We start from the raw sequence: 15,248 nt of genomic DNA on the forward strand, positions 1-15,248 counted from the left end.
CTCTTACCATTCATAAATTCATGCAAAGTCAGACAATTGACCCCGCAAAAACTGCGCTCAATCATCACCATACAGCCACTGTTGCTCACCATGCAGATCATCCAGACCATCGCTTATTTGGGCTAATTTTCTTTCTGGTGGCAGAAGGGATGATTTTTATGGGTTTGTTTGGTGCTTACCTAACATTTCGTTCCACTATTCCTGTGTGGCCACCAGCCGGCACACCAGATTTAGAACTGTTGTTACCAGGAGTGAATACAGCCAATTTGATTGCTAGTAGCTTTGTTATGCACAATGCTGACTCCGCAATTAAAAAGAATGATGTGAAAGGGATGCGGGTTTGGTTAACCCTGACCGCGATAATGGGTACAGTGTTCTTGGTGGGTCAGGTTTATGAATATACCCATTTGGAATTTGGTTTAACAACAAATTTGTTTGCCAGTGCCTTTTATGTGTTGACTGGTTTTCACGGTTTGCACGTGACCATAGGGGTTTTAGCAATTTTAGCAGTGTTGTGGCGATCGCTTAAACCTGGCCACTACACCAGTGAAAAACGTTTCGGCATTGAAGCCGCAGAAATTTATTGGCACTTTGTTGATGTAATTTGGATCATTTTGTTCGGATTACTCTATTTACTCTAAGAATGAATTAATAGTTGTTCATTCCACTAAATAAATGACAGACCCCCTCCAGGGGTTTTTTATTATCAGTACATTTGCTACTTCATGACTAGCAAGTATGAATATCAAGCAGAAAAATTAAGATTATTAAATAAAAGCCTCAGCAAATAGATAAATTTGATTTAATTACGCATTTTTACTGAAAATTATAATTTTCCCGGTTTTTATCAAGGAGACAAATTTTTCAAGCCACCATAAATAAACCTACAAATGTATTTGTTGAAAATTTAATCTGCAACTAGTCCATGTTAATTGAAACTACTGAAATTTCTCAGCACTTCGTGAATGTGATTGGGATCATTTTATGCGGATAACTATGTTGACTCTGAGTATGAATTAGTAGTTGTTCACTCCACTAAATAAATGACAGACCCCCCCCGCTAGGGGGTTTTTATTTTAGCTTCTATTCAAATGTACTATATATTAGTATCGCTAAAACATTTTTAATCCAATATTATCCTAGACTATAGCCGTAGAAAAAGCAGTTAGGACATTAACTACAGCTAAAACTGAGATATCCAAAAGCTTCTAGCACTGTCACCTGTCACCTGCTATAAATCTCTCAAAGGTTTACCCAATCGGCTTTTTGGCATTTCATTCAACTCTACCAAACAGTATGTCAGTAAAATATAACTTTGTGTACTAATAAAAATAGAACATGTCAGAATATCATGACATTTTGATCCCGCAAGAGCCGGTAAATACGTCAAATCGTTGATAAAGCATCTTTGCACCCCTTGATCCCGATAAAGACTTAGTGGTTAATATTTACTTAACAAAATAAAAAAATGCTCCTGTAAACCTCGGTCATTGCTCAACCAAGCATGAACAGGAATGTCAAGGGAGTAATAAAAACGAACTAAACAACCTTAAAAACTGGGCAATACCAGGAGTCAGGAATAACAAATTCATCTGTGGTGTCTTAAATGCAATAAAACATTTTATAACCCAGAGAAGATATTGACCGTTAAAACGACTGGAGGCCAAATTAATGGCAAAAGAACGCCCGCCGCTAGAGGAGATGACACTACGACAACTACGTAAAGTTGCCAGTGAATATGGGATATCTCGCTATAGCCGAATGCGTAAATCACAATTGCTGGCATCAATTCAAGAAGTCCAGCGAACTAAATTTTCTCTCAGTACATCTCGTTCACTGGAGGCACAGGAAAGCGTGGAAGCAGCAAAGTTTGAGCTAGGTCAAGAAGACCGTACTGGTGGTTCTCTTGCGGATGTTGATGAAGGACTGGCAGATTTACCAGGTGGTTACGGTGAAAGCCGGGTTGTACTGCTACCGCGTGACCCTCAGTGGGCTTATGCTTATTGGGACATTCCTAACGACCATAAAGAACAACTCCGTCGTGAAGGTGGACAACAATTAGCACTACGGATTTATGATGTCACTGACATTGACTTAGACTATCAAAGTCCCCATAGCATCCAAGAGTATCCTGCGGATGAACTAGCCAGAGAATGGTACTTGCCAATTCCCGTGAGCGATCGCGATTATGTTATAGATATCGGATATCGTACAGTTGATGGGCGTTGGTTAGTATTAGCTCGTTCTGCCAGAGTACACATTCCACCAGTGTATCCTTCCGATTGGATTGAAGATGTCTTCATCACAGTAGACTTTGAAGAAGACCTACGTGGCAAAACCTTATACGAACTCGTACCTCCTGCCAAGAAAATCGCCACAGGTGCTACTGCTAGCAACCCCATCTATGACCAAATCTTTGGTTTAGCTGAATCTGCGGAAGCTCAACGAGTTGCTGGTTCTATCTTTGGTTCCATGCAGCATGTACCTGGTTCCGTCCGTCCAGAACAAGCAATCAGTTCCTACATTTTCCCCTCTGGAGTCGGAATGTGGGCAGTTCCTACCGCATCTGGAATCAACATGTCCGGTGTAGGTATGTCTGGAGTTGGTTTCTCAGCTTCTGCTGTACCAGTACGTCCCCGCAAATTCTGGTTAGTTGCTGATGCAGAATTAATTGTTTACGGTGCAACCGAACCAGACGCAACTGTTACCATTGGTGGTCGTCCCATCAAACTGAATTCAGATGGTACATTCCGCTTCCAAATGTCCTTCCAAGATGGTTTAATCGACTATCCCATTTTGGCAGTTGCAGCTGATGGTGAACAAACCCGTTCTATCCATATGAAATTTGAACGTGAAACACCATCTCGCAATACCAACACCAAAGAAGAAGCCGTTTTAGAATGGTTTGCTTAAAAATTTAACTTTCACATTACGCCATAACTGCAATTTACATTTTTCCCCGCTATAGTTATCTGTAGCGGTTTTTTTTATTGATTCTATGTCTGACCACAAATTATTTTTATTATCTATTTTGCTCATCTCTACAGGCTTAATCTCTGGGTGTAAAGATATGGTTGCTAAATCAGCACCCAAACCTGTTACCAATTGTCCTGGTCAAGACCCCAATTTTAGTATTGAATTTTTTAAAACTAATAATCGTGGTGAAAGATTTGCTAAAGGCATTAATCATGTGATTATTTTTAACCCTAAGTCACCACAATTAGACTTTAAAGTTAATGTGGGTTTAGGTCATAAAATATATACTAAAGATACTAAAAGTAAATTTCGTCGTGATTATATACCTAAACAATTTCGAGACCTGATTACTGATCAAAATTCAACATTATCAGGTAAAAAACCCATTGCTGCCATTAACGCTGACTATATAGGTACTGATAATAAACCCCAAGGGTTAAATATCTCGCGAGGTATTGAGTATTCTGGTGCATTTAAAAATAAACGCTCCTCCTTTGGTATTTCTGGAGGAAGTCCAAGACAAAGAATAGCAACCATTGATAAAGGAAGAAGAGGTAACGATAACCTCAATTACAATTTAGTCGGTGGCAATGGGAGATTTTATACTGATGGACAATTTAAAGATATCTGTAAAGCTTTGGGAGAATTTGCCTGCAAAGGAGCAACTAATCGCTCAATGGCAGCAATTACCAGTCGAGGATTTGTGATTCTTTTAGTTAATGATATGAAAGCTAATTCTAGCTTAGAAATATCTAGTAACAACAAAGAATTACTACCCAGTCAATTTGATGATGTTTTAGAAGGAATAGCCAGAAAAAATTGTTTAGGTCGTATTGAAGAGGGACTTTTATTTGATGGCGGTATGTCTCCTGGATTGTATTACAATAATAAAGTTTACGTCGATAATTTTGGGCCAATTGGCTCTGTGTTTTTAATTTATAAAAAATAATTAATTATCCTGTACTTTATTCATTTTTTCGTTTACCAATAAACATCAGATTTATTGCAAAATCCCTAATTTCTGGTCTTGCTTGGTTGCTTGATTGCATTTATTTTCTCTCAGCACAACCTTCCAACACTCGGTTACCCAAAATCAAAGTAGTAGCGTAAGGATATTTTTGATCAGACATTCCATCACTACACTCTTTCACTTTTGTAATAATTAAAGTATTATTTCTACCTCTCAACTTATACACTCGAACCAAATCAGCAGAACGACCCTCAGCCTTCAATGGTGTTACATAGGGGAAATTTAGCTTTTTCCCATTAATATCAGTATAAAAAATACCTCGTCTACTTACGTTGATATTCCAAAAAGGTTCTGTTCCTCGTGCAATAAAAACTTCATTTTGTGAATTTTGCGACACAATCATATCTTGAGTATTAAGTGTTTTTTCCACAGCATCAGCCTGCAAACCAATTACCGTACTAGCCAAGCAAACAGATAAAACAATTATATTTTTCATAATTTTATCTTCAGGTAAATAATCTTCGATGACTCTATACATTTAGCATTTTAAATGCCTACATTCTTACCCTGTTGTTGATCAACTAAAAAACGTAAAACTGATAAACCCACAATTATCAAAAATAAAACTAAGCCAATAGAGCAAGCATAACTAGTTTCCAAGTTAGCAAATGCTTGTTCATACAAATAATAAACGATGGTCTTAGAACTGTTAAGGGGGCCTCCTTGAGTCATAATATAAACCTCTTCAAATACCTTAGTCGCTGAAATAGAAGAAATAACAGCCACCAAGGCCAAGTAAGGTTGCATTAAAGGTAAGGTAATATCTAAATGTTTATAAATGCCATCAGAACCATCAATTGCAGCAGCTTCGTAAATATCATTAGGAATAGATTGCAATCCTGCTAAATAAATGACCATGTAGTAACCTAACCCTTTCCAAATAGTCACGGCCATGACACTAGCTAGAGAAATGGGTACTATACCTAATAATTTACTTGAGCTAGTCAACCATGGTATACCTTCAGGAGAAATACCGATAGTTTTTAGCACTTGATTTAATAAACCATTCTCTGCATACAACCATTTCCAAGCTATTCCTGCCACAACCATAGAAATTACTACTGGTGCATAGTATGCAGTTCTAAACCAAGTCATCCCTCGTAATTTTTGATTGACTAATATTGCTAACCCTAAAGGTGCAATTACCAAAATGGGGACAACGCAAACTAAATAAAGGAATGTGTTAGTTAAGGTTTTCCAAAACACTTCATCCTTTGCCAAACGCCAAAAGTTTTTAAAACCTACCCATTGAGCAGATTCACCAATAATTTGATAACTGGTAAAACTTAAATAGAATGCCTGTATAGCAGGCCAAAATACAGTTAAAGTTAAAATTAATAAAGCAGGAGCGATAAATATATAAGGGATGAGTTGTTGTTGCAGTATAATCCAATCTTGAGATTTTAATTTATACATAAAATATAATTTTTTTAGCTGAGTTTAAGCACAACGGGTGAGAATTATTATTTACTTTGAGACCTTAGATATAGGCAATGTGAAGAATACAATTATTTTTTCACAAACACATCTACAACAATAACTATAAACGCAAAAATCAAATTTTCCCCAAATTTATTGATTGTTACACTCATTTGTCAAGTTATAGTTTATCATTCTTATCATCTAAAGATAGTCGTAGCCAGCATTAAACTAACACCTCACCTACTGAGATGCTTCAGTCAAGCACCAGAAAAGAGGGTGAGTTAAGCTTTGTATGATACACCCTCCAATTGAAGATTTACTTTATCAAGTATCTCTTAGCTCAAGTTTATTTCTATGCCTTTGATTAGATATTGGCTGTTAACCCTAAGCGAAAAGTAAAACCTGGACTATAGATACGATTGACTCGCTCATATTGCTCACCTAGCAAATTTTCTAAGTGAAGCATCAATCCCACATTTTTACTGACTGGAATACGTCCACTAAAATCCAGATTTACAAAACTGGGTGAAAAATCTGTATTTTTGTCACCAGGTTTATTGTAGAGAGAGCGACGAGAACCACTATTATAAGTCAAATACAAATTAGCTTGCCATCCGGCATTTTCATAAGCGATACCAGTTTGTAGTAAAGAATAAGGTATTAATCCTAATTGCAAACCCGTTTCTGTGCCTGTTTTGATTTCTGCATCTGTGTAGGTGTAATTGACAAAAGTAGACCATGTTCGGTTAATTTCCAACTGTAGCGCTGCTTCTAAACCATTGGTATCAACTAAACCAATATTTTCCCATCTACCATTAATAATGCCTAGTCGGTTATCTAAACTACTACCAAAATAAGTAAACTGCCCTTGCAAATTGCTAGATAAATTTATATCTACTCCCGCAGTCCAAGCTGAACCAGTTTCTGGTTTTAAGTCTGGGTTTGGTTCCCAACCATGAACTGTATCATACACATACAATTGGTCTAAACCTGGATTACGCTGTGCTCCTATCCAACTACCTCGAATAGCTATAGTTGGTGAAATTTCATAGCGTATCCCTACACTAGGATTGAGATAGTTGCCAAATTGTCCATCAAAGGTTTGTCTTACACCTAAATCGACTAAAAATTTATCGCTAATGTTCCAAGTATTGACTGCAAATAATGCAGTATTGACTACACTTCTATCCTCTCGCTCATTATTATTAGCTCTATTAGGACTGGTACTAAATACGTCACCATTTAAATCTGTATTTTTTAAATCTATTCCCCAGCGTAAGCGATTATCTTGATTAAATTTCCACTCATGGTCTACTCTAGCAGAAAACTGTTTTGTATCTAAAATAGCTGTGCGGTAATATTCTGTCCCCTGAAAAACAGTTGGGCCGTAGGTGCTAAAGTAGTCTTGATTATAACCAATTGTCGTTGTCAAAATAGAATTTCTTTTATCATCAAGTTGTGTTTTCCAAGCCAAACCAATATTCAAACCATCATGGTCTAATCTATCTTTTTGCAATGGAAAACCAAAATAAATTAATCCTCGACGACTACTCAAGGTTTTGATATCTAAATTTAATGAATTTTTGGGATTAATATCAACAGCAATACTGCCAAAATATGTACTTGTTGCTGTATCCGCGTTAAATAAAAAACCTTGGGAGTCGCGATTTGCAGCACCTACAGGTACAGGATAACGATTATCGACAAAATATCTTTCAAAGCTAAAGTTATATTTAACAGCATCGGTACTACCACCATAGCTAACTTGTTGATTATTTAAGCTGAGTGATCCAAATTCAACAGTACCTGTGAATCTGGGTTTACCATCACCTTGCTTAGTAATGATGTTGACAATTCCACCAAAGGCTGATGAACCATATAAAGAAGAAGCTGCACCACTATATAATTCTACTCTTTCGATAGATTCAACAGGAATACTATTTAAATCTGTATTACCGTGATAAGTGCTAATGTTGTTGTTAATAGGTCTGCCATTAATCAAAAATACAGATTGATTAATAGACGCTCCTCGGTAGTATGTACCCGTATGAATATCTGCACCATAGCCTACATCATTAATGGCAAAACCAGGTAGTCTTTTGAGAATTTCAGCAACGCTACTAGCTCCCTGCTTTTGAATCTCTTCCTTCTCAATGACATAAGTTGGTGTAGATTCAGGAAGAGAATCTTTCTCTCCAATAGCTTCAAGAAAAATATCTGCATCATCAGTAATGGTAGTATTTCCTTCTGCCTCGGTTTCTTTTTCATTATCATTTGTTTTTGGCTGTTGAGTTAATAACTCAGCCCTAGTTACAGGTATGAAATTTTCACTCAAATTGGGAATATCTAACGTGTTTTTTTGTGATTGATTACTATTTTTTGGCGAATTTTCTTCAACGGCAAACACAGGAGAAAATGCCAGTAAATTTAGCAAAGACACTGGCAATAGAAAAATATACTTATTCATTTTTGCTCACACACACATGTAAAAACAGTCACACCATTCTTTATCTGATAATGAAAATGTGTCAACAGACAAGTCGTCATACTTATTAGTGAAGATGACCATTGCTATTTGATGGCTGATGGCAGAGATTTTCTGCGCTAAACTAAAAATAATGGGATAATCTCTGGCGTTAAGTTCTACGCAAAATTTATCCTTATCACTCCAGTGACATGTCTCAAGAGCCTAAAAAATCACTACAGATTCAGGAGATTATTGGACTTAAACCACAACATTTTGCTGATCTAATCAGAGCATCTCAATTAATTTTTGATCCTAGCGGGGGTATTTCTGGAAGAAGATTAAAAGTTGATTGGGAAAGTTTTGGTATTCCGCAAAATGTAGCGAATAATCTCAAGTGTCTTGGAGAAGAGTTTCAATATACTTCTCCTTATATTTCTGCCGAAGTTATCTGGAATAAGTTAATTCCAGAAACGAGAATTTGGTTTATCGAAAATAAAGATAAGTTGTGGCAGTTTGAAGAAATATTCCCTGCACTTGACGAAGACTAAAATTCAAACTTGCCTATGACTTTTGTTAGCAATTAGGATGTAGCGATGCCGTAAATAATTACCTGTCAGCAGGTGTACAATGTAGGGTGTGTAATAATTGACTTTTTTATACCAATTCTCTGTGAAGTGATGTTATATTAGCCTACAGCATATCATCTAGGTTAATACACAATCCTAAAGTCTGCTGCTAATGCAGCGCAGATTAATACAGAATTGGTATAAACACACCCTATATTAATAATATGAATGCAAATTTACTAGATAATTAAATTGACTTGTTAACCCGGAATGAGGGTATAAATCACGAAATTAAATACTAATATCTAATAGAGAAATGATGTTTATGAAAATGTTGGTTGCTAGAGTAGCATTGGCTACGGTGTGTTTAATTGGCGGAGTTACTACTACCGATTCCCATCATAGTAGCATTGTTTTGGCAGATAATCCTCCTGAAACTTCTGAAGCAGAAAATGATCAAGAGGTGATTGTTAATAATGCTGAATTTGGAATTAAAAGAATTAATCGGGGCAAAGCAAATTTTATTCCCACGACTCAAGTACCGCTACAAGAAGGATATGTTTATGGCTGGCGAATTCAATTAGATAAATATCAAGGAGAGGTGAAATGGCGGGAGGTACTGCGGTTACCAAAGGCCCCAGAGACTTGGAGTACAGAGTTTAGTGAAGATTTTTCGATCTCAAAAGATGGGAAAACAGCTACTTCTAAACGGAGTCAAACGCCTGTAAATGGTGTAATTGAGAACTTTTGGACGATCGCACCAGGAGATCCCGTTGGCAAGCATCAAATAGAAGTATATATCGATGAGCGGTTGATAGCAACCTTTGATTTTGAAGTGGTAGAAGAAAAATAGGTTGACACTAAAATCAACTTCATAAAAAAGTCTGAACTACACATCAGGTTCAGACTTTCATGAGATTTCCCTAATTCAATTTGCTGATTATTCTTCCTCTAAATCCACTTCTTCTTCTTCCTCATCGTCCTGATTCTTCGCTACGGAATTAGCAGAAACGACTGCACCTTTATCTAATTTTTCCCTCACTAAGTCTTTAATTTTGTCAGCAAATTCGGTCTTTTCTTCTAAATACTTAATGGCGTTATCTCTTCCTTGGGAAATGTTTTCACCGTTATAGCTGTACCAAGCACCTTTACGAATCAACACTCCGGTTTCTTCTGCGAGGTCTACTAAACAACCTAAAGTAGAAACGCCTTTACCGAAGATAATATCAAACTCAGCAACTCTAAAGGGTGGTGCAACTTTGTTTTTAGCTACCTTCACTTTCACACGGTTGCCAAATTCATCAGAACCTTTTTTCAAGGTTTGAATACGACGGATATCTAAACGCACAGATGCGTAAAATTTCAAAGCGTTACCACCAGTGGTGGTTTCTGGACTACCATAGGTGACTCCAATCTTTTGCCGCAATTGGTTGATAAAGATGACGGTGCAACCAGATTTACCAATGTTACCTGTAATTTTACGTAAGGCTTGGCTCATTAACCTGGCTTGCAAACCAACGTGAGCATCACCCATATCACCTTCGATTTCTGCACGGGGTACAAGGGCGGCTACTGAGTCTATGACTACAATATCAACTGCGGCGGAACGGACTAATTGATCAACAATTTCTAAGGCTGATTCACCTGTGTCTGGCTGAGAAACCAGGAGGTTTTCAATATCTACACCCAAGGCGGCTGCATAGGTAGGGTCTAGGGCGTGTTCTGCGTCTACAAAGGCGGCAATACCACCATTTCTTTGAACTTCAGCGATCGCATGGAGTGCTACTGTAGTTTTACCAGAACTTTCCGGGCCATAAATCTCGATGACTCGCCCTTTTGGTAAACCACCACCCAAAGCTAAATCTAAGGTTAGCGCCCCAGTGGAAATGGTTTCTACCCGCATCCGAGTAGCATCTCCCAGGCGCATAATCGCTCCCTTACCAAAGCTACGCTCAATTTGGTTGAGTACCATATTTAGCGCTTTTTGCTTGCCCGCAGTGTCTGTGTTGATAGCCATTAGAGCCTCTAAATATATTGATTTAAGAAGAATTGGGTTTGGGGGTTTATTAGAACAGATATACTATTTTAACTGGAAAATGTGACAATAGTACAACTCATAACAATTTTAGATTTTGAATTTTCGATTTTGGATGAGTAATACCCCTTAAATGCGATGATGACGGTGCTTTGGAGTAGATCCTAACTCACCACATCCCTAATTTTGGGTTTTGGGGTAAAAGATTTTCGTCGATGTAGGGGGAAAGTAGATAGATGGAATTCTTGCCTATGCCAATCTGTAGCTAGATAGCATCCTGTTAGGGCACTCCAAAAAATAAATTATGCCAAATTGGAGGGGTGGGGTTATCCTGCCCCTATGAGTTGCGGGTTTCGTAAGTTACTGGTCAATTTGCAAACCCTCGACCTCAGCAATAATCAACTCAGTAGTCTGCCTGAGGGGATCAGGAACTTAGGGAATTCCAGAGAATAAGTTATTCCAAAAAAAACAAAAGACAGCATCTGCATGAGAATGATTATTATTATTGATGATGACATAGTTTATTTTCTGGAAGTCTCTTATGCTCTAATTATCTGCTATCCATAACCTGGATACATGCAAAAAGTGAGAAAATATATACGGTAAATTAGACAATTATTTAAAATGTCTGGAAATTGAACAAAATCAAAAATCTAGAGTTTAAATAGTGAGCTTTTAACTAGATGACTAACGATAATCTTTGAGTAAGTCAATATCGCTGCCACATTTCTATCTTTACGTCTTATACCTAAAGGTAGAAAATAAGGTCTACTCCTAATTGGTTACACTTGAGATACTTCCTCCTCAAGATGTATCTACTCAGGAATGAGCGACCTATCTTTTTGAATAGAGCAACTGAGGGCAGATGACAAAACCTTTAAATCAACTCAAAGATTGGGAACAGAGTTTTCAAGCCGCCAATTATTGCTATAAACAAGGTAAATTCCAGGAATATCTGCAAATTGCTAGGGAAAATTTGCACTTAGCTAGGGCAATTCCTGACCGAGCAAAAGAAGGCTATGCTTTAAATAATCTTGGGTTAGCCTACCTCAGTTGCTGTCAACCTCAAAAAGCATTAGATTATTTTCATCAAGCAGTTAATATCGCTGTAGAACTTGGCTATCAGCAAGGAGAAGCGATTGCTTTAAGTAATTTAGGTTCAACCTACAGCAGATTGTCAAAATATGACATTGCTTTACAATATTTGGAAAAATCACTGCAAATTTTGAGAAAACTAGAAGACATACCAGGTGAAATTTCTAGTTTGAATGAAGTGGCTCTGATATATACTAAATTGGGAGAACCGAAAAGAGCCTTATTACTGCATCACCAAATTTTGAATATGCGTCAATTTATTGGTGATTTTTCTGGTGAAGCTGTGACATTAAATGGGATTGGCTTTGCTTATAGTGTGCAAGGTAAATTTAAAACAGCACTGAAATATTTTCAACAAGCGTTACCAATTCAAAAAGCTGTCAAAAATTTGTCAGGAGAGGCGATTACATTAAATAATGTGGCTTCTACTTATTGCGATTTAGGTAAACCAAAGCAAGCACTACTACTTTATCATCTGGTTTTGTTGGCACGTCAAACATTAAACGATAGAGCCGGTGAAGCAGCAACGCTGAATAATATTGGCTATACCTACAGTTTGATTCCTAATAACTATAAAGCGATCAAGTTTTATAAACAAGCGATCGCTATTTATCAAGAATTGGGTGATGGGCTAGGAGAAATATCAGCTTGGTTAAATCTGGGTAATCTTTATGCCACAACCAAGCGCAAAAAATTAGCACGTTCTTGCTATGACAATGCTCAAGACTTAGCCAAGCAAATGGAAAATCAGCCCCTACTCAAAAAAGTACAGCAATTTATCGACAATATTTAGGCTGGATGGGACAAATTCCCGCACTACTTCCCATAGAATTGGTAGAAGGTATTGCCAATGTGGGAATGTAGAAAAACTATGTTACGTGATTTTCAAAGTCGCGATGAGTTAGTAACTTATCTTCGCAGCCAATTTCCCCAAGTAGTGGAACGAGGGGAAGAAATCAGCACCATAGTGGGAGGAAGAAAGGCAGCACAAAAAGCACTACAAAAAGTAGACCCAGTTACCTATGGTAAAACTCGTAACTTTTTAACAGGTGCAGTGACTAAACTTTCACCTTATATTCGCTATGGTGTCTTAAGTTTGCGGGAAATTCGTGATTATATCCTTGAGCAGGTTGAAAATAAAGACGATGCTGCTAAATTAATTAATGAATTAGCTTGGCGTGACTATTGGCAGAGATTGTATGTCAAGCTAGGAAATAATATTTGGCAAGACCAAGAAGAATATAAAACAGGTTATCAAGCGAAAGATTATGCACCAGAGTTAGCCTCAGATATTCAAGCTGGGACAACTGGTAGAGTGTGTATTGATAGCTTTAGCCATGAGTTAAAAGCAACAGGCTATTTACATAATCACATGCGAATGTGGTTAGCAGCTTATATTATTCATTGGCGCAAAATTCAATGGCAAGCTGGGGCGAAATGGTTTCTACAACATTTGCTAGATGGAGACCCCGCTAGTAATAATATGTCTTGGCAGTGGGTAGCTAGTACGTTTAGTCATAAACCCTATTTTTTTAATAGAGAAAATTTAGAAAAATACACTAAAGGTGTTTATTGTCGTCAATGTTCTCTTTACGGTAATTGTGATTTTGAAGGCAGTTATACAGAATTAGAAAAGCGTCTATTTCCCCAGGGAGAATTTACAAAACAGCCCAATAGTCAAACTTGGCAGAAAGGGAAAAGACGAAAATAATCAAATGAGAAGTGATGGGCATATGAAATCCATTGCTCATGATTATCTGTGTTCATCTGCGTTTATCCGCGTTCAATTATTAATTCTAGAATGAATAAACCGATTATTTGGATACATGGAGACTGTCTTAGTCCCTACAACCCTGCACTGCAAGAATATCCTAATACCCCGGCTATTTGGGTGTGGGATGAGGCGTTAATTGAAGCATGGCAACTGAGTTTTAAACGTCTCACTTTTATTTACGAATGCCTGTTAGAGTTACCTGTGGAAATTCGCCGTGGTGATGTGGCTAAGGAAATTTTGACTTTTGCTCAAGAACATGATGCCAGTTTAGTAGTTACTACTGATAGCCCCAGTCCCCGATTTGATGATATTTGCACGGAAGTTGAGAGGTCTTTAGAATTAGAAGTTTTAGAAGTGGAGCCTTTTTTTGATTATGATGGTTACATTGACTTGAAAAGATTTTCCCGCTATTGGAAAGTAGCTGACAAGTACGTCTGGGATTGACATTATCCTCAATTTAGGTTCTCACCGAGAAATGCCAAATATACTTGCTGACGCTCAAAATTTACTGACTGACCTCATTGCCCGTTATGCTTCCCGTGTTGATTATTTGATGATTCGGTTGGAGGAAGCAGAAGACACGGATATTGTGTTGCGTGGCAATAAGGTGGAGACTCTCAGCGAAGGTATATCGATTGGTGGGCATATTCGCGCTTGTTATAAGGGTGGCTGGGGTTTGAGCAGTTTTAACCAGCTAGCCACAATTAGTGAGAGGATAGAAGAAGCGATCGCAGCAGCACGATTAGTGGGTGATGAAGAAACCATCCTCGCACCCATCGACCCCGTACAAGCCATTTGCCAATTACCCCTCACAGGCACTGACCCAAGGCAAATATCTTTGCAACAAAAAAAAGAATTGTGCGATCGCTATACTAACCTACTCAAAAGTTTCGATCCCCGCATCACCACAACCTCAGTCCGTTATGGTGACAGCACCCAACGAGTTATCATTGCTTCCTCCGAAGGAACCTTGATAGAACAATCTTGGGTAGACATGGAAATGCGCTTCGCTGCCACAGCCAGAAATGGTGACACAGTGCAAACAGGCAGAGAAACCACAGGTTCCCGCAAAGCCTACGAAGACTTAACCAATTTAGATGAGCAAATTACCAGTGCAGCCCAAAGGGCAGTAGCAGCCCTATCTTTACCACCAGTTAAAGGCAACACCTACACCGTAGTTATTGACCCCATTCTCACCGGCTTATTTGTCCATGAAGCATTTGGCCATCTTTCCGAAGCTGATATGGCCTATGAAAACCCCGATTTATTAGAAGTCATGACCATCGGCCGACGTTTCGGCCCAGAAGAATTGCAAATTTGGGATGGGGCAGCACCAGAAGGTCATCGTGGCAGCTATTTTTATGACGATGAAGGTACTCCTGCCACCACTACCCAATTAATCAAAGATGGAGTGCTAGTAGGCAGACTACATTCCCGTGAAACCGCTGGCAAATTAGACGAAACACCCACAGGTAACGCACGTTGCCTCAATTATCATTTTTCCCCCATCGTTCGCATGACGAACACCTGGATTGAAAGAGGTAAAACACCAGTTGCAGATTTATTTACAGATATTAAAGAAGGAGTTTACGCCCGTAATTGGTTAGGAGGCATGACCAACGGCGAAATGTTTACCTTCAGTGCTGGGGAAGCCTGGATGATTAGAAACGGCAAAATCGCTGAACCAGTTCGAGACGTGACACTTTCAGGTAACGTTTTTCAAACCTTAGCAGATATCGAAGCCATTGGTGATGACTTTTACTGGGATGAATCAGGTGGTTGTGGCAAAGGTGGACAAAATGGCTTACCTGTAGGTTGTGGTGGGCCAAGTTTACGCATTCAAGAAGTGGTAGTTGGCGGTGAAACCTGATATAACATGTGAA

General features: G+C 38.2%; 14 protein-coding genes. 10 read left to right on the plus strand and 4 right to left on the minus strand.

Going from position 1 to position 15,248, the window contains the following annotated elements; translation table 11 throughout:
- The first annotated feature begins 20 nt into the window (after positions 1-20).
- The 3 genes from H6G73_RS00095 (at position 21) to H6G73_RS00105 (ending at position 3,925) form a co-directional block, all read left to right on the plus strand.
- Positions 21-641, plus strand: a complete 621-nt coding sequence (locus H6G73_RS00095) for a cytochrome c oxidase subunit 3 (protein ID WP_190600908.1) — start codon at positions 21-23, stop codon at positions 639-641.
- Positions 642-1,671: 1,030 nt separating this feature from the next.
- Positions 1,672-2,913 (plus strand): DUF4912 domain-containing protein, encoded by a 1,242-nt coding sequence (locus H6G73_RS00100; RefSeq protein WP_190600909.1) that lies wholly within the window; start codon positions 1,672-1,674, stop codon positions 2,911-2,913.
- Positions 2,914-2,998: 85 nt separating this feature from the next.
- Positions 2,999-3,925: a phosphodiester glycosidase family protein gene (locus H6G73_RS00105; RefSeq protein WP_190600910.1), complete on the plus strand. Its 927-nt coding sequence runs from the start codon at positions 2,999-3,001 to the stop codon at positions 3,923-3,925.
- 100 nt (positions 3,926-4,025) lie between these two features.
- On the opposite strand, the gene H6G73_RS00110 is transcribed toward H6G73_RS00105, so the two are convergent.
- The 3 genes from H6G73_RS00110 to H6G73_RS00120 form a co-directional block, all read right to left on the minus strand.
- Positions 4,026-4,484 carry a COG3650 family protein gene (locus H6G73_RS00110; protein ID WP_242034076.1) on the minus strand — a complete coding sequence of 153 codons (459 nt, stop codon included), beginning with the start codon at positions 4,482-4,484 and terminating at the stop codon, positions 4,026-4,028.
- Positions 4,485-4,492: 8 nt separating this feature from the next.
- A complete protein-coding gene (locus tag H6G73_RS00115; RefSeq protein WP_190600911.1) occupies positions 4,493-5,422 on the minus strand; it encodes a carbohydrate ABC transporter permease in 930 nt (309 codons plus the stop codon).
- Between the two features lie 370 nt (positions 5,423-5,792).
- Positions 5,793-7,895 carry a TonB-dependent receptor plug domain-containing protein gene (locus H6G73_RS00120; RefSeq protein ID WP_190600912.1) on the minus strand — a complete coding sequence of 701 codons (2,103 nt, stop codon included), beginning with the start codon at positions 7,893-7,895 and terminating at the stop codon, positions 5,793-5,795.
- Positions 7,896-8,104: 209 nt separating this feature from the next.
- Here H6G73_RS00120 and H6G73_RS00125 point away from each other — a divergent pair, with 209 nt between their 5' ends.
- Positions 8,105-8,443 carry a hypothetical protein gene (locus H6G73_RS00125; protein WP_190600913.1) on the plus strand — a complete coding sequence of 113 codons (339 nt, stop codon included), beginning with the start codon at positions 8,105-8,107 and terminating at the stop codon, positions 8,441-8,443.
- A 343-nt stretch (positions 8,444-8,786) separates the two neighbouring features.
- On the plus strand, positions 8,787-9,314 hold the full coding sequence (locus H6G73_RS00130; RefSeq protein ID WP_190600914.1) for a hypothetical protein: 528 nt from the start codon (positions 8,787-8,789) through the stop codon (positions 9,312-9,314).
- Between the two features lie 87 nt (positions 9,315-9,401).
- On the opposite strand, the gene recA is transcribed toward H6G73_RS00130, so the two are convergent.
- Positions 9,402-10,478 (minus strand): recombinase RecA, encoded by a 1,077-nt coding sequence (recA, locus tag H6G73_RS00135; protein WP_190600915.1) that lies wholly within the window; start codon positions 10,476-10,478, stop codon positions 9,402-9,404.
- A 357-nt stretch (positions 10,479-10,835) separates the two neighbouring features.
- Here recA and H6G73_RS25045 point away from each other — a divergent pair, with 357 nt between their 5' ends.
- From H6G73_RS25045 to H6G73_RS00155, 5 genes are all read left to right on the plus strand, one after another.
- Complete coding sequence (locus H6G73_RS25045) at positions 10,836-10,949, plus strand: leucine-rich repeat domain-containing protein (protein ID WP_390838854.1); 114 nt, start codon at positions 10,836-10,838, stop codon at positions 10,947-10,949.
- Between the two features lie 412 nt (positions 10,950-11,361).
- Entirely contained in the window at positions 11,362-12,384 is a 1,023-nt protein-coding gene (locus tag H6G73_RS00140) for a tetratricopeptide repeat protein (protein ID WP_190600916.1), read from the plus strand.
- Between the two features lie 78 nt (positions 12,385-12,462).
- Positions 12,463-13,302, plus strand: a complete 840-nt coding sequence (locus H6G73_RS00145) for an FAD-binding domain-containing protein (RefSeq protein WP_190600917.1) — start codon at positions 12,463-12,465, stop codon at positions 13,300-13,302.
- A gap of 90 nt (positions 13,303-13,392) precedes the next feature.
- Entirely contained in the window at positions 13,393-13,809 is a 417-nt protein-coding gene (locus tag H6G73_RS00150) for a hypothetical protein (RefSeq protein WP_190600918.1), read from the plus strand.
- 31 nt (positions 13,810-13,840) lie between these two features.
- Positions 13,841-15,235 (plus strand): TldD/PmbA family protein, encoded by a 1,395-nt coding sequence (locus tag H6G73_RS00155; protein ID WP_190600919.1) that lies wholly within the window; start codon positions 13,841-13,843, stop codon positions 15,233-15,235.
- Positions 15,236-15,248 lie beyond the last annotated feature (13 nt).

The organism is Richelia sinica FACHB-800, from assembly GCF_014698825.1.
In the GTDB taxonomy this organism is placed as follows: Bacteria; Cyanobacteriota; Cyanobacteriia; order Cyanobacteriales; family Nostocaceae; genus FACHB-800.